Raw genomic sequence first — 19,259 nt, 5'->3', positions numbered from 1 at the left:
AAAACACATTAGAAATTGATAGTTTAAGCTGGTATAAAAATATTTACAAAAGTGCCTTTTCCAGGTGCGCTGTCATACTCCACAGTTCCATTAATAAAGTTAATTCTCGATTTAATATTACTTAAACCAATTCCGTCTTTATTTTTATTGGGATCAAAGCCAACGCCATTATCTTCAATAGTAATTGAAATACCTTCTTCATCTTTATTAAGTTGTAAACTTAATTTGGTGGCTTTTGCATGTTTAATTACATTATTAACAGATTCTTGAATTACCCGGTAAAGTACAGTTTCCAAATTATCATTTAACTTATTTTTAAACCCAGTAATATCTAAATTTATTTTAATTTGACTTTCGTCAATTTTACTTAAAAACTCTCTTACTGCTGTTGTTAAGCCTGCTTTTAATAAAGCATTAGGCATCATTTGGTGAGATATGCTCCTCATTTCATCATAGCTTTCGTTTAGTAAAGCCAAGCTTTTTTCTAAGTTATTTCTATCATCAACCGGGATGTCATTTATGTTTGCTGCAAAACCGTTTAAATTCATTAATGTTGCGGATAGCATTTGCCCAACGCCGTCATGCAAATCGGTAGCAATACGTCTTCTTTCTCTTTCCTCGGCATCTAAAACTGCCTTGGTAGCAATATCTTGCTGATTAATTATGGCTTTTTGTAAAGCTATTTTGTTTTTAATTTTTCGTTGATTTAAGTAAAACCAAACACTCATTAATATTAAAAACAATAATGCAACGCCAAGTATTAAAAGCGTATTCTTTTTTTCAATTTCTAAATCTTTAATTTTCGTTTTTAAACTAAGGTCTTTGATTTGTTGTTCCTTTTTCTCGGTTTCGTATTGGGTAGTTAATTCTTTTATTTGTTGAGATTTCTTTTCATTGAAAATACTGTCCTTAAGTGTAATACCTTGTTCTTTGAAATTTAAAGCTAAGTTGTATTTGCCTTGTTTTTTGTAAATCTCTGATAAATGATTTAATGTATATTGCTCTAAATCTACAAAGTGAATTTTATGAGATATTGCTAAAGATTGTTTAGCATAGATAATTGCACTATCTAATTGATTTAATAAATTATATGATTCTGAAATATTAATTAATGCAATAGAAATTGCAAACTCATTATTCAACTTTTTTCTGATGGCTAAACTTCTTTTTTGGAAAGGTAACCCTTTTAAAGGCTGGTTTTTAGCACCATATATTCCAGAAATATTATCTAATGAATATGAAATAGCATTTTCATCTTTTATAGCTTCGTTAATTTTTAAACTGTTTTGAAACAAAGTCATTGCCTCATCCAAATGTCCTTGTCTTTCTAAAACAACTCCTTTTCTATTATATCCATCAGCGATAAAAACAGATAAATTTAATTTCTCAGCATCCTCTAATCCTTTTTTTATAAATTTTAGGGCTGTTTCAAATTCTTTATTTTTAGAATACACACCAGAACCTTCAAAGTAAAGTAGTATCCTTTCATCATAAGGTTTAAGATTTTCAAATTGTTTAACTGCTGTTAAAAAATATTTAACAGTTTTATCATGTTCTCCACCAACATATAATCTTTGTATTAATAAAGTATTAAGTTGGGTTTCTGCTTCAATATTTTTCTCTTTTTTTGATAGTAAAACTCCTTTATTAAAAAAGTAAATTAAAGAATCTGCAGTTGTGTTTTTAACTTTATCAGTTAGTTTTTCTAATTCTTTTGATGGTTTTTTAATATAAATTGTTTGTGCAGAAACATTAGAAACTATAAAAAGCAATAAAATTATTGTGTGTAAATATTTCATAAATAAAATTTAAAGCAATCTATAATAAATTTTCTTTTTGGTTATACCTATTAATACGTATTTTTAAAGCATGCAAATAATTTTGGTTGATGATCATTCTATTTTATTAGATGGGCTAAAAAATTTACTTCAAGAAGTACCAGATTATGAGGTGGTTGCTTGTTGTACCAATGGACATTATGCCATTTGCCATTTAAAAACTGATGCAATTGATTTAATGGTTGCAGATTATTCTATGCCGGACATGGATGGACTTTTATTGATAAAAGAAGCTAAAAGCATAAGACCAGATTTAAAAATAATAGTTTTAACCATGCATGATGAGCCTCACAAAGTGCAAGAAATGATGGCTTTAGGTATTGATGGTTATATATTAAAAAAATATGCGCAACAAGAGCTGCTTACCGCATTGTCTGTTGTTGGTAATGGTGGTAAATTTTGGAGTAACGAAGTAAGTAATATATTGGTAAGAGGTTTAGGCTTAAAAGCCGAAGAACTTATTTTAACGGATAGAGAAGTAGAGGTTTTAAAACTCATTATGCAAGAAAAAAGCAGTAAAGAAATTGCAGCTGAACTTTTTATATCTGAACGTACAGTAGAAACTCACCGTAAAAATATGATTAGGAAAACCAACAGCAGCTCTACAGTTGGTTTAATTAAATATGCTTATGAGCATGATTTAGTGTAGTTTATAGCTTTTATTCGATTATTGAATCGGTTTTAAATGTTAGTTTCTATTAAATATTTAATGTTTTAATATTTTCATTCATCAAAATAAATAAAAACAACACTACCTAAAAGCCTGTAATTTTAATTCAATAAATATTTATGGAAATTGTTAATTTTAGGGCATATTTTTAAAACACAAGCATGAAATTATTAGAAGGAAAAACTGCTCTAATTACCGGAGCTTCTAAAGGAATAGGACGAAAAATTGCAGAGAAATTTGCTGAACATGGAGCCAATGTAGCTTTTACTTATTTATCATCAGTAGAAAAAGGGCAAGCTTTAGAAGAAGAGTTAAAATCTTTTGGAACACAAATAAAAGGTTACCGTTCTGATGCTTCTAAATTTGCTGAAGCAGAACAATTGATAAATGATATAGTCACAGATTTTGGAACTTTAGATATTGTAATTAATAATGCTGGTATTACAAAAGATGGCTTATTAATGCGTATGAGCGAAGAAAACTTTGATGTCGTTATTGAGGTAAACTTAAAATCTGTGTTTAACACTACCAAAGCAGCAACAAAAATAATGATGAAAAACCGTAAAGGTGTTTTTATTAACATGAGTTCTATTGTTGGTGTACAAGGAAACGCGGGGCAGGCTAATTACGCAGCTTCTAAAGCTGGTATAATTGGTTTTACAAAATCTGTAGCTAAAGAGTTAGGTTCAAGAAATATTAGAGCAAATGTTGTTGCACCAGGTTTTATTAAAACAGAAATGACAGAAGTTTTAGACCCTAAAGTTGTGGAAGGATGGGAAAAAGATATTCCGTTAAAAAGGGCTGGAGAAACTGAAGACATTGCTAACGTTTGCGTGTTTTTAGCTTCCGATATGAGCGCCTACGTAACTGGCCAAGTATTAAGTGTTTGTGGCGGAATGCTTTAATTATGCCTAAAGCTTAAAGCTGTATGCTAAAAGCTTTATTTACTTAATAAAAAAATATAGGAGAGCAGAGAGAATATTCTTTGCTCTTTTTTGTTATATGTATATCTTTATTCAAACATAAAAATTATGAAAAACAACCGATTAATTTTGCCTGCTGTAATTTTAGGTATTTGTGCAATTGTTTTTGCATTCGTATTAGCAAAAGGGCTAAAAAGTATGAAATCTGACCAAACTATTAATGTTACTGGTTCTGCCAAGCAATTGATCGTTTCTGATTTAGGAATTTTAAAAGGTAATTTTAATATTGAAGCGTTTAGCGCACAAGAAGCCTATAAAGAACTTTCTCGTCAAAGACCTTTGGTTGTGAGTTATTTAAAATCTAAAGGTTTTAAAGATGCTGATATTGATTTGAAAACCATTAATGTTTACCCACAGTATAATTACAGTGCCAGCGGACAACAAATGGGCGTGAGGGCTTATAACATCAATCAGTCTTTAGAAGTGACCTCAAAAGATGTGAATAAAATTAAAGATATCTCTATACAAATTGCTTCTTTATTTGAGCAGGGATTAAATTTTAATGTAAATCCACCCGAGTATTATTACACAAAATTAAGCGATGTTAAAGTAAATATACAAGCAGAAGCAGCAAAAGATGCCATGATTAGAGGCGAAAAAGTTGCAGAAGCTACCAATCGAAGTTTAGGCACATTAACCAATGCTAGAATGGGCGTTTTACAAATTACACCAGAAAACTCAAACATGACATCAGATTATGGCATTAACGATGTAAGTTCTATCCGTAAAGAAATTACAGCAGTTGTAAATGCTAATTTTGAAATCGAATAATTACAAGTTTCCCATTGGTTAAACATAAACTAATTAGGGTTGGGTAAGTCAATTCTAAATTGCATTTTTGCATTAAATATGCCGCTACTTTTCTCTTTAGTTTTTAATGCTTTAAGCGCATGGTGGCTTATTGTTTGCTTTGCAATTGGCTTAATGTATGCGTTTGTTTTATACAGTAAAACCTCAATAGAAAATCCGCTATTAAAGAAAATTTTATTTACTTTCCGTTTTATATGTGTAGGCATATTGGTTCTCCTACTGTTATCGCCGTTATTTAAAACCATTAGCAAACGTTTAGAAAAACCATTAGTTATCATCGCTCAAGATGCTTCACAATCTATTTTTACTTTTCCAAATAACGGATTTGACACAACAATTTACCATCAAAACTTAAAAAAGTTAGCCGAAGATTTGGCCAATGATTATGAAGTTAAAACCCTAAATTTTGGTAGTGAAGTTAAAATAGATTTTGACTTTTCTCAAAAAGCGAAGCAAAGCGATATATCAGCAATTTTTAACTATGTAAATCAGCAATATCCTAACAGAAATATTGGTGCTTTAGTACTTTCTTCAGATGGGATTTATAATAAAGGGGCAAATCCAATCAACCAAGTTGCAGATACAAAATTTCCTGTTTATACTATTGCTTTAGGGGATACTATCCCTAAAAAAGATTTGGTTTTACTTGCACCAAATTACAATCAACTGGTTTATTTAGGCAATAATCACCAAATAGAAATTCCTATCAACGCTTACAAAGCAAAAGGTTTAAGTACTGTTTTAAATATTACTACTAACGATGAGCAGCGTAAACAACAAAATATTTCTTTTGTTAACGATGAGGAAAGTAAAACCATTCAAATTGATTTAGCAGCATTAAAAAAAGGAATACAAAAAATAACCATTCAGTTGGTTCCCTTGGCTGGCGAGTTATCTGTAAATAATAATGTACAAACTATTTTTGTAGAGGTTTTAGATGGGAGAGAGAAAATTTTAATAGTAGCAAATGCACCACATCCTGATATTACAGCAATAAAACAAGCCATAAAAAGTAAAGAAAATTATGAGGTTCAATTGGCTTTTGCCAATGATTTATCTAATATTAGCAAAGATAATGATTTAATTATTTTTCATGATTTACCTTCCAAAGAACATCCAATAACTAATTTTATTAATCAAACTAAACAGAATAACCGATGGTTTATTATTGGTGCTAACACACAAACCAAAACCTTAAATAGTTGCCAAAACTTGTTGAATATCAATGCTTCAAATCAAGTTCAAACATATAGTGCAAAGTTAAGCACCGATTTTTATGCTTTTAGCTTAAGCGAAGAAACAAAAACCTTTTTACAGAATTTAGCGCCTTTAAATGCTCCTTACGGTAATTATACATTAAAAAGTAATGCACAAACTTTATTTAATCAGCAAGTTGGAATTGTTGTAAGTACAGCACCGCTTCTAGTTTTTGGAACCGAGCAACAAGCTAAAATTGCAGTATTAACCGGAGAAGGAATTTGGCGTTGGCGAATAGAGAATTTTGAAAAAAATGAAAACTTTGAGGCTTTTGATGAAGTAATTAGCAAATCTGTTCAGTATCTAAGTGCTAAAAATGATAAACGAAAGTTTAGGGTAAATGCTCAGAAAAACAGGTTTTCAGAAAATGAAGTCATTATTTTAAATGCAGAATTGTATAATGATAGTTACGAGTTAGTAAATACACCAGATGTTAGCATTGATTTGAAAAGTAAAACTGGTAAGAAATACAGCTATTTATTCTCTAAAAATGGAAATTCTTACCAATTAAATGCTGGTATTTTGCCTCCAGATGAATATAGTTTTACGGCAAAAACTTCATTAGGGAAACAAAATTACAGTGCTAATGGCAATTTTTTGGTAGAAGAAGTAAATGTAGAATTAACCATATCAACGGCTAACCATCAATTGCTTTTTAATTTGGCAAATAGTACAGATGGTGAAATGGTTTATCCGGATAATTTATTGGCTTTAGAGGATTTAATAAAAAAGAATGACAAGGTTAAGACCGTTAGTTTTACCGAAAATTTATATGAACCTTTGATAAATATTTGGTGGATTTTTGGATTAATTATTTTGTTGTTAAGCTTTGAGTGGTTTTTAAGAAAACGTAATGGGGCAATTTGAGTTAACGGTAGGTGATATTATTACCATTTGTGGTACATTTTCTTTTGCAGTTTCTGGTGCGTTTGCAGCAATGCAAAAACGTTTGGATGTTTTTGGGGTATTAATTATTGCTTTTGCAACATCTGTTGGTGGTGGTACTTTACGTGATATTTTATTAGGAGATGTGCCTGTATTTTGGTTAAAGAATGCCAATTACTCCTTGCTTATTTTAGTTACAGCAATTGTAGCTATGATTTTTTGGAAAAAAATAAAGTCTTTAAAAATCACATTATTTTTGTTTGATTCCTTAGGCTTAGGTTTTTTTACAGTTGTAGGTTTGCAAAAAGGTTTAGCTTATGATTTAAGTCCGGGTATTTGTGTGGCTTTAGGAACAGTTACAGGTTGTTTTGGTGGAATAACCAGAGATATTTTGTTAAACAATATCCCGCTAATTTTTAGAAAAGAAATTTATGCCACAGCTTGTATAATTGGTGGTTTGGTTTATCTACTGTTAAGTTATTTAAATGTTGATGCAACAATAGTTAAAGTGGTATCGGTATCAGTAGTTTTTTTAATCAGAATTATAGCTGTAAAATACAAACTGACTTTACCGAGGATTTATTAAGAATTGTGGATTTAATTATTCTATAACCGTTTTATCTTCAACAACTACATAAACGTCTTCATTTTCACGTTTCATAAAATAACGTTCTCTAGCAAACTTCTCTAAACTTTGGATGTTAGAAGTCAAATCTTTTAATTCTTTGTCCGCCTTTTCAATCTCGATGTTATAAAACTCTTTTTCTTCTTCTAATTTTTGAACCTTATTGTGGTAATCGTATTGTGAAGCTAAATCATTTCTATCAAAAAACAACATCCATACAATAAATGCTATTCCAGTAACAAAGAACTTGTTTTTAAGAAGATTAAATAGCCTTTTCATTTTACGAATTAAGAGGATAGTAAATTAGATATTTTGGAGCCCTATTATAAATTGTTTTTTAAACTTTTCCACATTTAAAAAAGGTTAAACATTTAAATTCTTGTTTAACCTTTTTAAAAGCAGTTATATTGCGTGTTTTGGGTCTTTAGCACTTTTTTCTTGTGCAGCAAAAAACGCTAAAATTAAAACAATACCTACAATAACTATTAATGCCCATACCCAAGTGCTGTTGAGTAATTCTGAACTACTTAAATCACTTAAAGGAGCTTGAGAAGCGTAAACTGTTGTTTTAACTTCTGCCGCAAATGTTAATGTTTGTGTTAAAACCAATGCAATTAACAATAATGATGCTTTGATAGTCTTTTTCATAATCACGTGTTTTATATAATATTTTAGTATTTCTATTTTTATGCCCAAAAATAATAAGCTTTGCGCATTATTTGATGTTTTATTTTAATTAATCTTCTAATTTTTGTAATTCTTGTTTTACAAAATCCATTAATTGCTTAATGTAAGGCGCACTAAAATTAAATTCTATCCCTGCTGTACTATAAATTTCTTTCATGTTTTTGGTATAACCTAATTTTAACGCAGCTATATAATTCTTTAATCCTTCTGTCGGGTTTTCTTTATAGTTTTTCCAAACTGCAATAGCACCTAATTGCGCAATAGCATATTCTATATAGTAAAAAGGGACTTCAAAAATATGTAGTTGTTTTTGCCAAAGGTTTTCTAATGCTTCTTCATGTTCTGTCCAATCTACAAAATTTGCCCCAAAGCGGTTAAAAATTTCTGACCAAGCTTTAGCTCTTTGTTCGGCACTATGTTCTGGATTTGTATATATCCAATGTTGAAAAGAATCTACAACGGCAACCCAAGGCAAGGTTTTTAAAATATCTCTTAGTTGATAGCGTTTGGCTCTTTTTAATTCCTCTTCATCCTTAAAAAACTCATCCCAATGATCCATAGAGATTAACTCCATACTCATTGATGCTAATTCTGCAACTTCGGAAGGGCAATGTTTAAAATCATTTAATTCTAAATCGGCAGTTAAAAAGGTATGTACTGCATGTCCGCCTTCATGTACCATGGTGGTTAAATCTCTAAAAGAATTAGCCGAATTCATGAATATAAATGGAGCGCCAGTTTCTGCCAAAGGGTAGTTATATCCGCCTGGAGCTTTTCCTTTACGGCTTTCTACATCAAATAATCCATTTGCTTTCATAATTTCTAAACGAGAACCTAGATAGCCGTCTAGCTTATTAAAACATTTGATAGATTTTTCTACCAACTCTTCGCCATTGCTAAATGGTTTTAAAGCTGCTTTACCAAAGGTATCTACTTCGGTATCCCAAGGTTTAAGCGAAGTTAAGCCTAACAAACTTTTTCTTTCTTCTGCTTGTGAAGCTAATAATGGCACAACTTCTTTTTCAATTGCATCATGAAAATCAAAACAGTCTTGTGCATTATAGTCAAATCGGCCTAAAGCCTGAAACATATAATCTCTAAAATTATCAAAACCAGCGTTTACAGAAACATCATGACGTAAAGATTTTAACCTGTTAAACAAACCATCCAATTTGTCTTTATCTTCTAATCTTCTTGCAGTAATACTTTCCCAAGCTTCTTGTCTTACTTCTCTGTTTAAATCTTTTAAAAAGTTTGAAGCTTGTTCTAATGTATATTCTTGGCCGTTTAAGGTAACGGACATAGCGCCAGTGATGCCTTGGTATTTTTGTTGCTCTACTTGTAGCTCCGTTTGTAAAGGAATATTTTCTTCCCTAAACAATGCTAAAGCTTTTTTAACACTGCGTAAATAAACAAAATATTTTTCTTGGTCTAACTTATTTACATAGTCAGATGCCATTAATTTAATGTTTAAATCATTACCAATTGGCGCAATTTTAGGTTCAATTTCTGTGGCGAAGTACTGAAAAGATTTAACCAAATCTTCATTTGCTGTATCACAACTCATTTTTATATATCGCCAAGCAAAATCTTCTTCTAAAGCAGCTTCTATTTCGCTTTTATCTTTTAACCATTTTTCTAACTCAGTAACAGAAGTAATATTCCTGCTTAAAAGTTCTTTAAAAATTGGTTCAAGCGTTTCCCAATCAATATTCAAATTTTCTGGAAGATAATTCCTTTTTGCTTTCTCTAAAATCATAATTGTGTGCGGTAATAAATATCAAATAAAAAACATACAGCAAATGCTACAGAAGCTATGCCATTTGTGGTCATAAATGCAAAATTTACTTTGCTTAAATCGTTTGGTTTCACCAATTGATGCTGATAAATTAACATTCCGATAAAAATAGCTAAACCAACATAATAAGGCCAAGCTAAAATTGTAAAGAATATTGGTGCAATAACAAATACTGCTGCTAAAACATGTAATAAATTACTTACCAATAAAGCGTTCTTTTTTCCTAAATAAGAAGGGATGGAGTGTAGATTTTCTGCTCTGTCAAAATCTTCGTCTTGTAAAGCGTAAATAATATCAAAACCACTTACCCAGCACAAAACAGCCAGAGAAAACAATATTGGCAACAGTGCAAACTCTCCCGTAACCACTAAATAAGCACCAATAGGAGCTAAGGATAAGCCTAACCCTAATACTAAATGGCAAAAGGCTGTAAATCTTTTTGTTACGCTATAACCTAAAACCACCAATAATGCAATAGGAGAAAGGTAAAAGCACAATAAATTGATAAACCAAGTTGCTGTTATAAAAAGTAAACAATTAACTATTGTAAAGATTAAAGCATTTTTAGCAGTGATTTTACCAGCAGGAATATCTCTTACTTTTGTTCTTGGATTTTTAGCGTCAATATCCCTATCTAAATACCTGTTAAAAGCCATTGCGGCGTTGCGGGCAAATATCATACACAAAACCATTAAGCCCAATTTTAAGAAAGAGAACTGACTATTAGTGGTGCTTATTGCCAAGAAAAACCCAATAAATGCAAAGGGCATAGCAAAAATAGTATGCGAAAATGTAACTAAAGAAAAATACTTTTTCATGCTTTTAAATACTTATTCTTGCACTCTATATTCCGGTACTTCAAAATTTTGATTGATACCGTCTATTAACGTAAGAATATCATCTCTGCCTAATTGGTTTTCGGCTGATGTTAAAATCATTTGTGGAACTTCTTCGAAATGAGTTAATAACTCTTTTCTAAATTGTGCCATGTTTTGTTGTGATTTTGGGGCTCCTTGTTTATCCGCTTTTGTAAATGCCAAAATAAAAGGAATTCCTCTTTCGCCTAAAGAACAGCAAAACTCTATATCAATTTTTTGAGGTTCTAATCTGCTATCTATCAATACAAAAACACATTGAAGGCTTTCTCTTTTTTCTAAATAGTGGCGTATAAATTTTGCCCAATCAGAACGGTTACTTTTTGAACTTTTTGCGTAGCCATAACCGGGTAAATCTACAATATACCAGCTTTTATTAATTAAAAAGTGATTGATAAGTTGTGTTTTTCCAGGTTTTTGAGATGTTTTTGCTAAGCCTTTTACATCAACCAACATATTTATAAGCGAAGATTTACCTACGTTAGAACGGCCAATAAAAGCATATTCTGGAAGTTCTGGTAATGGGAGTTTACTTATTTTAGTGTTGCTTACTGTAAATTCTGCAGATTTTATAATCATGGTGCAAAATTACACAATTATTAAGATGTATTTATAAATCTGGTTTTAGTTTAAAAAATAAATTGGTTTTATGTCAAATGGTTTTATGTTGCTTCAAATTAAAAATTATATTTGTAATAATTACTCAGGTGGCGAAATTGGTAGACGCACCAGCTTGAGGGGCTGGCGCCTGTATGGGTGTGGGAGTTCGAATCTCCTCTTGAGTACATTCTTTATATAAAACCGCTTAAAATGATTTTAAAGCGATTGATAATCAGGAATAAAAAAATTTACAAGTTTGTAAAGATGAGTTTACATATAGGTAGTGAAATAAAAAAAGTGTTTGACGATTCAGGGATGAAGGTCCAAGCATTTGCCGATAAAATAAATTATTCTAGACAGAATGTAAATGGAATATTTAAACGAAGTTCTTTAGATACTGATTTGCTTATAAAAATTTCTACAGTGCTAAATCATGATTTTTTCTCGCACTATAAATTAGATTTAAACTTTTTTGAAGAGCCTAGCGAAGATTATAAAATAATAAAAAAGGAAAGTGGCTATTCAATAAGTGTAATGATTAATGTGAATGATGCCAAAAAAGGAAAAGAAATTTTAGAATTAATTGGATTAAAATAAACACTATGAAAAAACTTTTTACATTATTACTTTTTTGCTTACCTATTTTAGGAATAGCACAATCAATTGATAGTACAGGAACGACTTTAGAGGAATATAAATATCTTACATCTGGAGTTAAAGGATATATAGACAATGGGCTTGATATGAAATCTGGTTATTCGATTTCGGAAGTTTCTTCAAGTACACTTAATTTTTCCGATGCATCAAGAACTGTGAGAGTTTATAAGTTTTTCAAAAAGGGCTATAAAAATCCAAAGGCATTATTACTAATATATAGTAAAGTAGGAAGTGGTGATTTTTATATATGCGTACCTCAAAAATATTCTGATGATTCAATTTGGAAAGATGTATTTAAAAAACTTAATACTTTAACAGGATCAGAACCATTAATGACGTTAGCTTACTCCTTGATGGTTTTTAATTCGGAGGAAATAGTTAAATAAATGAAAGCTAAACAAATATTATCCATAGGACTTTTTATTTTTTGCGCCTGTAATTATAGTAAAACCGAAAATTCTTCTGATACCACAACTATTAATATTTTTCATGATATTCCTAAAAAATACAAGACTAGTGATTCGATTATAAAATTTAAAGGACATGTGTTTTTAAAAGCAGATTCACTTATAACAGCAGAATTAGTTGAATATGATTTAGGTAATAATGGGGAAAAAGAAATAATTGTTGCTTACACTATCGACTTGATAGAAGCTAATGTGATTGTTTTTAATGGAAATGATTTTAAGAAAATTGCAGAAACAAAAGGTTCAACAGATATTAAATTAATAGATGGGAATATAGTTTTTGAAAGATACCACGTAGATAATACAGAGCAAAATATTTATTCTCTTAAAGGCAAAGAACTTGTTTGGATTGATGAAAAAGCAATCGAAATAAAATAATATAATGTAAATGTTTCCTAATTTTTAAAGTAACATTTTATAAAGCATTGTAATTGTGGTTTTTACAATGTTTGTTCAGGGTGTCCTCTTGAGTACTTTACTAAACTAACAAAGCATCGATAAAATCGATGCTTTGTTTTTTTTACTTTGCCTCAATAAACTTTAAAGCTGCGGAGTTAATGCAATATCTTAAACCAGTAGGACCGGGGCCATCGTTAAAAACATGGCCTAAATGCAAACCAGTTTTAGCTTCTATAATTTCGTTTCTTGTCATTCCGTAAGAAGTATCTTTTGTCCAGATGATGGCTTTCTCATTTATTGGCTTGGTAAAGCTTGGCCATCCTGTGCCAGAATCAAATTTATCTTCAGAACTAAATAAAGGTTCGCCTGTGGCAGCACTTACATAAATTCCTTTTTTATGATTGTTATAGTATTCATTTTTAAAAGCTGGTTCTGTACCTTCTTTTACCATTACCTCAAAAGCAGCTGGACCTAGTAATGTTCTCCATTCCGATTCTGTTTTTTCTATCGGGAACTTTCCTTTCTTATCTTCTAAAATCCCAGCATTTTCTGATGATGATTTTTTTGTTTGTCCGCAAGCAGCTAATGTACTTATGGCTAATACACTAAATAATATGAATTTTAATTTTTTCATGGTTTTAATTTATTTTAAAATTTTAGCTACAATATTTATTACCAACCCGGAGCAAAAGCCAACCCAAATACTGGTTTAGCAACATCTTTTCTATTGAACGGAAAAGCTAAATAGGGTTCTAATACAAAATATCCAAACACATTAACCCTTGCAGAAATACCAGCACTAAATGCGGGCACCCTAACATCAAAAGTTGTTTTCCCTGTATTTGGATCACTGGTAATTACATTAGGTTCTAATTTTGAAAAATCCACTTTATCTCCTTTATCCCAAGCTAAACCTGCATCAAAAAATAAATTTAATTCAGAAAAAAGAAATTTAGACTCTACAACTGATAATTTTTCTGGCCCTGTGAAAGGTAAACGAACTTCAAAATTAGCAACTGCAATTCTGTTTCCAATTAATTGATCTATGGTAAAACCAGATGTGCCGCTACTTTGTGAATTGAAAAAACTGTTTGCTTCAAAACCTCTTATTAAAAAAGGATAACCTATAAACAACGGAAACAATTGATTGTTGGTATTTCCAATTCTGCCGTAACCATATAGCCTACCAGCAAACGTAACTGGCTGGGTACGTACATATTTTCTTAAATCAATAGTTGGTGCTGTAAATTGAAAAGTTCCGAAATTTTGTTCAATGCCAATTCTATATTTAAACCCATCTAACGGTGATGCAATACCTGAAACTGCGTTATCTCCAACAAGAGCGGTATTTAATTGAATAGCTGAGAATGATCTTAAGTTAAAACCATTATATTCTGAAGTTGGTATTTTTCTTCTGTCTTGATCAACCAATTGACCAAAATCATTAAAATAATAACTGTACCTGTCAATTCTGTAAGATGTATATGAAATTCCTGTACCAAATTCTACCCGGGTAATTCTTGAAAAAGGGTAAGAGGTAAATGCTTGCGCAGATTCTTGAAAAACCCTAACTATATCTGTAAACTGTTCAAAAGCAGGACCAAAACGTGGCGATTCACCGTTAGGGTTGAAACCAAATGTACCAAATTGAAAAGGAATGTGAGAAATGGCACCACCCCAATTCCATCTACTTTGCTGGTTAAAATATGCTAGTTGAGCGCCTGCGTCGTAAATTTCACCATTTACAGATGCTGCACCAAATATTTGATCTCTACCTAAAATATCGCTAAAAATTGCTTGCACTCCACCGGCAATACCTGTCCCAAACCTACCAGCAGAAACACCAGCGCCACTGTTAGCAATATAATCTAATTTAAACTGAGGTTTAAATGGAATTGTTTTTACAGAATCTGTAGGTAAATCATCGTAAGCTAAAAAGTTATCTAAGTTTTTATTTACAATATCAACCCCAACAGAAGTTGGAGGGGGCAAAATAGCAGCTGATAAATCAACGGCATTATTATTTACAATAGTTGGTTTAAATTCTGTGCTATTGGCATTGTAAATGGTATATTTTTGCGCTCGATAATAGGAATAAACAACATCATTACTTTTTGATATACTTAATGCTGGCGAATTTTCTGTTATACCGCTAATACCTGTGAAGTAGTCTGTAAGCTGCTCTGTTTGTTGTGTTATAAATGAATAACGGTACATGTTTCTAAAACCATCTCTGTTAGATAGGAAATAAATTTTTGTATCATTATCTGCAAAAAGCGGATTAAAATTGTTAGCGCCTTTAAATACATCAATAGGTTTTATTTTCTTGGTTGCTATCTCTAAAACAGCCATACCCATTGGTATAGTTACTCTCATGTTATCACTTTTTTGGCTTACCCTATCTGTAGAGAAAACAACCTTTAAACCATCACTAGAATAGGAGGGTTGGTAATCGGTAAATCTATCGTTGGTTAAATGACTCACTTTTTTATCGCTAATGCTAAAACTAAAAATATCACTTTGACCATGTTTTAAACCAGAAAATGCAATATGATCTCCATCTGGAGACCAAGTTAAATTCCCAAACTGCTCTACCTCATCCATCCCTTCTTCTAACAAGGTTTTTCCGTTGGCGATATCTACAATAATCAGTTTGTTTCTTCCTTCACTAAAAACACTAAATGCAAATTTTTTGCTGTCTGGCGACCATGCGCCAGCTGATTCTATAAAGTTAAATTCATCAATATGGCCATTGCTTATTTTGGAGGTTAATTTCCGAACGACTGTACCTGTTTTAGCATCTGCCAAATATAAATCAATGGAAAACAAGCCTTGTTCTGATAGGTATGCGATGTATTTCCCATCCGGACTAATTGCTGGAGATAAATTACTATTGCCTCCGTTTGTATTGTCTATTACTTTTGTTCCTATTGGAGTTTGCGTGGTATCTTTTAAATAAGGCTTGTATGAATTTTCTAAAGCGCTTCGCCATAAGGTTGATAATGTTCTTTCATCGTAACCAAAGGTTCTTCTGATAGCCATTTGATAACCATATTTTGCTGATCTTTTAAAAAGGGGGAATATTACACTATCTCCATAAGTTGAGCCTATAAAGGCCCAAAAGGCTTGTCCGTACCTGTATGGGAAATATTTTCCGCTTGTTGTTAAATCATCTAAAGTTGGAATATCTTTATTGAGCACCGCATCACGCATCCACATTGCAGTATTGGCATCGGTTTTACCTAAAGAAAGGTACTCTGCCATACCCTCCACCATCCATAAAGGTAAGTTACCTATATTTTCTAATTGGGTAGAATCTCCTACCATTAAAGAATGGTATTGAAAAGCATGCACCAACTCATGACCTAAAACATGTCTTGTTTGCGAGTTTATCTCTTGAAATGGCATTACCACCCTATTTTTAAAACCCTCGGTTACCCCACCTGTACCCACGCCAATATCGCCACTTATGGCAGTTGTTTGTTGAAATTCTGGCGAATTACCATATAAAATGATAGGGTTTGGTGTTTTAAAAGTATCTCTAAAAACTTGTTGATGTAAAGCGTACCAAGCCTCACTTTCTTTGGCAAATTGCTTTATTAAACTATCATTTTTAGTGTAATAGTAAAGGTTAAAGTGTGGTGTTTCATAAACCTTAAACTTTAAGTTTTTATACCTTACTTTATTTTGCCCAAAATATTGCGCTTGTGAAGTAATTGAAAAACAAAATATGATTGATAATAAGAGTAAATATTTTTGAATATAATTGCGTTTATTTTTGATTTTCATGTTGTTTAATTTCAGCAAATTTAACGAGCCATTTTTAAAATTAATTTTCATTATTTTCTTTTTCCCTTTTCAGCCTTCTCAATTCTTTTTTTGATAATTCTTCTTCTTTTATCGCTTTGGGATTGTTTTCTTTGGGTATTTCTGTATTGTTTTTCTTTTCTTTTTTGGGTTCGGTGTTTTCTGGTTTTACATCCGTATTTTCTTCGTAAATAATAGGATCCGAAGTGTTATTTAATTGATTTAAAGAATCAACCATTGTAGTATCGCTTCTTAAAGTATCCACTACTATACGTGGTGATGTACAGGTGTATTTACGAGTTATTTCTACTTCGGGTTTTGGAAAAGGTCCTTGCGTGTATCCCGTACTCGCATCTTTGTAAACTTTTTCCATAAACTTTCCAAAAATCGGTAATGCGGTTCTTGATCCTTCGCCTGTTTCAGAAGTTTTAAAATGCACACTTCTATCATCTGCACCTACCCAAATACCTGTCACTAAATCTTTGGTGATGCCCATGTACCAGCCATCTACATAATCTGAAGAGGTACCTGTTTTACCTCCAATTTGGTTGTTTTTTTTCCATAAATCCCATTCCCATAAAGCCTGCGAAGTACCGCCTGGTTCTTCCATACCGCCTCTAAACATGTAAAGCATTAGCCAAGCAATTTCTTTACTAATTACTTCGGTTTGTTGCAGCTTAAATTCTTCGATGAGGTTATCATCATGATCTGTTATTCTATCAACTAAAATAGGTTCTACCTTGCTACCTTTGTTTAAAAAAGTGCCATAAGCTTTTACCATTTCAAATACAGAAACATCATTTGAGCCTAAACTTACAGACGGTACGGATAAAAGCTTACTATCGATACCACATTTGTGTGCATATTCTACCACTTTATCCCAACCTACTTTCTCTGTAATTTGTGCAGTTATAGAGTTCACTGATTTTGCCATTGCCCAGCGTAAGGACATTTCGCGGTAGCTAAAGTCCCAACTTGAATTTTTTGGTTCCCAAACCTCCGTTTTACTTCCATTTTGGTAAGATATAGATACGGGTTTATCAGTAAACTTATCGCAAGGACTCATTCCACTTTCTAATGCTGCTAAATAAGCAAAGGGTTTAAATGTAGAACCCGCCTGACGTTTAGATTGATTTACATGATCGTATTTAAAATGAGTATGATCTACCCCGCCAACCCAAACTTTAATTTTCCCGGTTGAAGGCTCTAAGGTCATCATGCCCGTATTTAAAATTTTTGCGTAATATTTTATAGAGTCGATGGTAGAAAATTCTACTTCCTTATCGCCATCCCAAGAAAACACGGTCATGCTTTTCTTTTTGTTAAAGAAAGCTGTTAAAGAATCCGGCTGGTCTTCAAATTTTCTGTAAAGCGGCGTGTACCAAGCCAAACGTTCTAAGTTTTTTTGCACAAAATCTTCAATTACATTTCCTTCAGAATCTCTCCAAGGATCTTCATCGCCCCAAACATTGTTAAATCTTCTTTGTAATGTTTTCATTTGCTCATAAGCCGCTTCTTCGGCATATTTTTGCAGTTTAGAATCAATAGTGGTGTAAATTTTTAGGCCATCTTCGTAAAGGTTGTAATCATTTTCTTCGCACCATTTCTCTAACCATTTAGCTACAGCGGTTCTTAAGTAAGAGTCACCGTCGTTTTTGCCTACATCTTTCCCTAAAACCAGTTTAATAGGGGCAATGGAGCTTTTTTTGTATTGAGCTTCTGTGATGAAATCATATTTCTGCATCTGCGAAAGCACTACATTACGTCTTTTTAAAGCATTTTCTGGATTTTTAATGGGGTTGTATGTTGATGTTGCTTTTAACATCCCAACCAACATGGCAGATTCTTGCAGGTTAATATTTGAAACCGTTTTGTTAAAATAGCGTTTTGAGGCTGTGTTTATGCCGTAAGAATTATTACCAAAAGGCACTGTGTTTAAGTACATGGTAATGATTTCGTTTTTATTATAGTTAGCTTCTAGTTTATAAGCTGTTAGCCACTCTTTCATTTTAGAAACCAAAGTGCGCACTACAGGTATTTTACTGGTAAAACCCTGAGATTTATTTAATCTGGTGCGGTATAAGTTTTTAGCTAATTGTTGAGTAATGGTACTGCCACCTCTTTTATCGCCGGTTGCGGTAGATATGATTCCTGATGCTAAAGAATAAAAATCGACCCCGTTATGGTTATAAAACCTCACATCTTCTGTTGCAACCAAAGCATTAATTAAATTGCTGTCAATCTCTTTAAAATCTACAGGGGTTCTGTTTTCTGTATAATATTTGCCAATTAACACACTATCAGCAGTATAAACTTCTGAAGAGATATTTAAAGAAGGAAATTTGATGTCTTTTTTAATTGGAGAGTAGCCAAATAAGCCCAAAAAGTTTAATTCGAGGGCACAAAGGAATATAATTATAAAGTAGATGATTATTAAGGGGTATCTTATTAACTTATTGCGTATTTCTCTAAACATATACTATCACCATGCGTGTTAAACAATTTGAACGAAGATTTTAAACTTTAATTTCAAAGGTATTAACAAATATAAATTTACTTTTTTAGTAATTGTAAGAAAACAGTTTTAATTGTGTTTTTAACATAAAATAACAATTGGCTTTTATTGTTTTGCATAGTAAATGTTTTGTGAAATTAGAGCGTTTGGAAACTCTCTTCTATTTGTTAATCCGATGTTATGCTTCGCATAAGAAACTAGACGGTTAGAGAGTAAGGATAAAGCAACATTGGTGATGTTAAAGATAATGGTTGGCTAAATTTTCTAGAGATAAGCAAAAAAATGAGTTTCATGAGCTTATTAAGGATAATGAACAGGGTCAACGCATTTAAATTTGATTAAAGATTTTTATTAGATAGTCGTTATCCCATCCTGCCTTAAGTCTT

General features: G+C 31.8%; 17 protein-coding genes and 1 tRNA gene. 9 read left to right on the top strand and 9 right to left on the bottom strand.

All coding sequences use genetic code 11. The features are described 5' to 3' along the window. Window positions 1-23: 23 nt before the first annotated feature. Window positions 24-1,799 carry a tetratricopeptide repeat-containing sensor histidine kinase gene (locus ACFSSE_RS11090; RefSeq protein WP_379047798.1) on the bottom strand — a complete coding sequence of 592 codons (1,776 nt, stop codon included), beginning with the start codon at window positions 1,797-1,799 and terminating at the stop codon, window positions 24-26. Window positions 1,800-1,869: 70 nt separating this feature from the next. On the opposite strand from ACFSSE_RS11090, the gene ACFSSE_RS11085 reads away from it, so the two are divergent. The 5 genes from ACFSSE_RS11085 to ACFSSE_RS11065 all read left to right on the top strand — a co-directional run bounded on the left by ACFSSE_RS11085 (window position 1,870) and on the right by ACFSSE_RS11065 (window position 7,029). After that, window positions 1,870-2,487: a response regulator gene (locus tag ACFSSE_RS11085; RefSeq protein WP_379047801.1), complete on the top strand. Its 618-nt coding sequence runs from the start codon at window positions 1,870-1,872 to the stop codon at window positions 2,485-2,487. A 182-nt stretch (window positions 2,488-2,669) separates the two neighbouring features. Next, on the top strand, window positions 2,670-3,413 hold the full coding sequence (fabG, locus tag ACFSSE_RS11080; RefSeq protein WP_379047804.1) for a 3-oxoacyl-[acyl-carrier-protein] reductase: 744 nt from the start codon (window positions 2,670-2,672) through the stop codon (window positions 3,411-3,413). A 126-nt stretch (window positions 3,414-3,539) separates the two neighbouring features. After that, window positions 3,540-4,262, top strand: a complete 723-nt coding sequence (locus ACFSSE_RS11075; RefSeq protein WP_379047807.1) for an SIMPL domain-containing protein — start codon at window positions 3,540-3,542, stop codon at window positions 4,260-4,262. A gap of 78 nt (window positions 4,263-4,340) precedes the next feature. Beyond that, window positions 4,341-6,425, top strand: coding sequence for a hypothetical protein (locus ACFSSE_RS11070; RefSeq protein WP_379047810.1), 2,085 nt, complete (start codon window positions 4,341-4,343; stop codon window positions 6,423-6,425). Then, window positions 6,412-7,029, top strand: coding sequence for a trimeric intracellular cation channel family protein (locus tag ACFSSE_RS11065; RefSeq protein WP_379047812.1), 618 nt, complete (start codon window positions 6,412-6,414; stop codon window positions 7,027-7,029). Before ACFSSE_RS11070 ends, ACFSSE_RS11065 begins: the two co-directional genes overlap by 14 nt. A 15-nt stretch (window positions 7,030-7,044) precedes the next feature. On the opposite strand, the gene ACFSSE_RS11060 is transcribed toward ACFSSE_RS11065, so the two are convergent. The 5 genes from ACFSSE_RS11060 to yihA form a co-directional block, all read right to left on the bottom strand. Then, entirely contained in the window at window positions 7,045-7,347 is a 303-nt protein-coding gene (locus ACFSSE_RS11060) for an FtsB family cell division protein (RefSeq protein WP_379047815.1), read from the bottom strand. Between the two features lie 123 nt (window positions 7,348-7,470). Beyond that, window positions 7,471-7,716 carry a hypothetical protein gene (locus tag ACFSSE_RS11055; RefSeq protein ID WP_379047818.1) on the bottom strand — a complete coding sequence of 82 codons (246 nt, stop codon included), beginning with the start codon at window positions 7,714-7,716 and terminating at the stop codon, window positions 7,471-7,473. 88 nt (window positions 7,717-7,804) lie between these two features. Continuing rightward, the gene (locus tag ACFSSE_RS11050; RefSeq protein ID WP_379047821.1) at window positions 7,805-9,514 is read right to left on the bottom strand and encodes a M3 family oligoendopeptidase; all 1,710 of its coding nucleotides are present in this window, start codon (window positions 9,512-9,514) and stop codon (window positions 7,805-7,807) included. Continuing rightward, window positions 9,511-10,371 carry a UbiA-like polyprenyltransferase gene (locus ACFSSE_RS11045; protein ID WP_379047824.1) on the bottom strand — a complete coding sequence of 287 codons (861 nt, stop codon included), beginning with the start codon at window positions 10,369-10,371 and terminating at the stop codon, window positions 9,511-9,513. The genes ACFSSE_RS11050 and ACFSSE_RS11045 overlap by 4 nt, the downstream gene beginning before the upstream one ends. 12 nt (window positions 10,372-10,383) lie before the next feature. Beyond that, window positions 10,384-11,007 (bottom strand): ribosome biogenesis GTP-binding protein YihA/YsxC, encoded by a 624-nt coding sequence (gene yihA, locus ACFSSE_RS11040; RefSeq protein WP_379047827.1) that lies wholly within the window; start codon window positions 11,005-11,007, stop codon window positions 10,384-10,386. Window positions 11,008-11,129: 122 nt separating this feature from the next. On the opposite strand from yihA, the gene ACFSSE_RS11035 reads away from it, so the two are divergent. The 4 genes from ACFSSE_RS11035 (at window position 11,130) to ACFSSE_RS11020 (ending at window position 12,530) form a co-directional block, all read left to right on the top strand. Further along, window positions 11,130-11,213: transfer RNA gene (locus tag ACFSSE_RS11035), tRNA-Leu, on the top strand. A gap of 79 nt (window positions 11,214-11,292) precedes the next feature. Further along, on the top strand, window positions 11,293-11,625 hold the full coding sequence (locus ACFSSE_RS11030) for a hypothetical protein (RefSeq protein ID WP_379047830.1): 333 nt from the start codon (window positions 11,293-11,295) through the stop codon (window positions 11,623-11,625). 5 nt (window positions 11,626-11,630) lie between these two features. Further along, window positions 11,631-12,071 carry a hypothetical protein gene (locus ACFSSE_RS11025; protein ID WP_379047833.1) on the top strand — a complete coding sequence of 147 codons (441 nt, stop codon included), beginning with the start codon at window positions 11,631-11,633 and terminating at the stop codon, window positions 12,069-12,071. Next, a complete protein-coding gene (locus ACFSSE_RS11020) occupies window positions 12,072-12,530 on the top strand; it encodes a hypothetical protein (RefSeq protein ID WP_379047836.1) in 459 nt (152 codons plus the stop codon). Window positions 12,531-12,672: 142 nt separating this feature from the next. Here ACFSSE_RS11020 and msrB read toward each other — a convergent pair whose 3' ends face one another. Genes msrB through ACFSSE_RS11005 form a run of 3 tightly spaced genes read right to left on the bottom strand, consistent with a single transcriptional unit; the run spans window position 12,673 to window position 18,834 of the window. Then, a complete protein-coding gene (gene msrB / locus ACFSSE_RS11015; RefSeq protein ID WP_379047841.1) occupies window positions 12,673-13,185 on the bottom strand; it encodes a peptide-methionine (R)-S-oxide reductase MsrB in 513 nt (170 codons plus the stop codon). Window positions 13,186-13,223: 38 nt separating this feature from the next. Then, complete coding sequence (locus tag ACFSSE_RS11010) at window positions 13,224-16,340, bottom strand: basic secretory protein-like protein (RefSeq protein WP_379047844.1); 3,117 nt, start codon at window positions 16,338-16,340, stop codon at window positions 13,224-13,226. A gap of 40 nt (window positions 16,341-16,380) precedes the next feature. Continuing rightward, the gene (locus tag ACFSSE_RS11005) at window positions 16,381-18,834 is read right to left on the bottom strand and encodes a penicillin-binding protein 1A (RefSeq protein ID WP_379047846.1); all 2,454 of its coding nucleotides are present in this window, start codon (window positions 18,832-18,834) and stop codon (window positions 16,381-16,383) included. Window positions 18,835-19,259: the final 425 nt, after the last annotated feature.

The sequence above is a fragment of the Pedobacter alpinus genome, assembly GCF_042684645.1.
Lineage (GTDB): Bacteria > Bacteroidota > Bacteroidia > Sphingobacteriales > Sphingobacteriaceae > Pseudopedobacter > Pseudopedobacter alpinus.
This window is presented reverse-complemented; position numbering and strand designations above follow the sequence as displayed.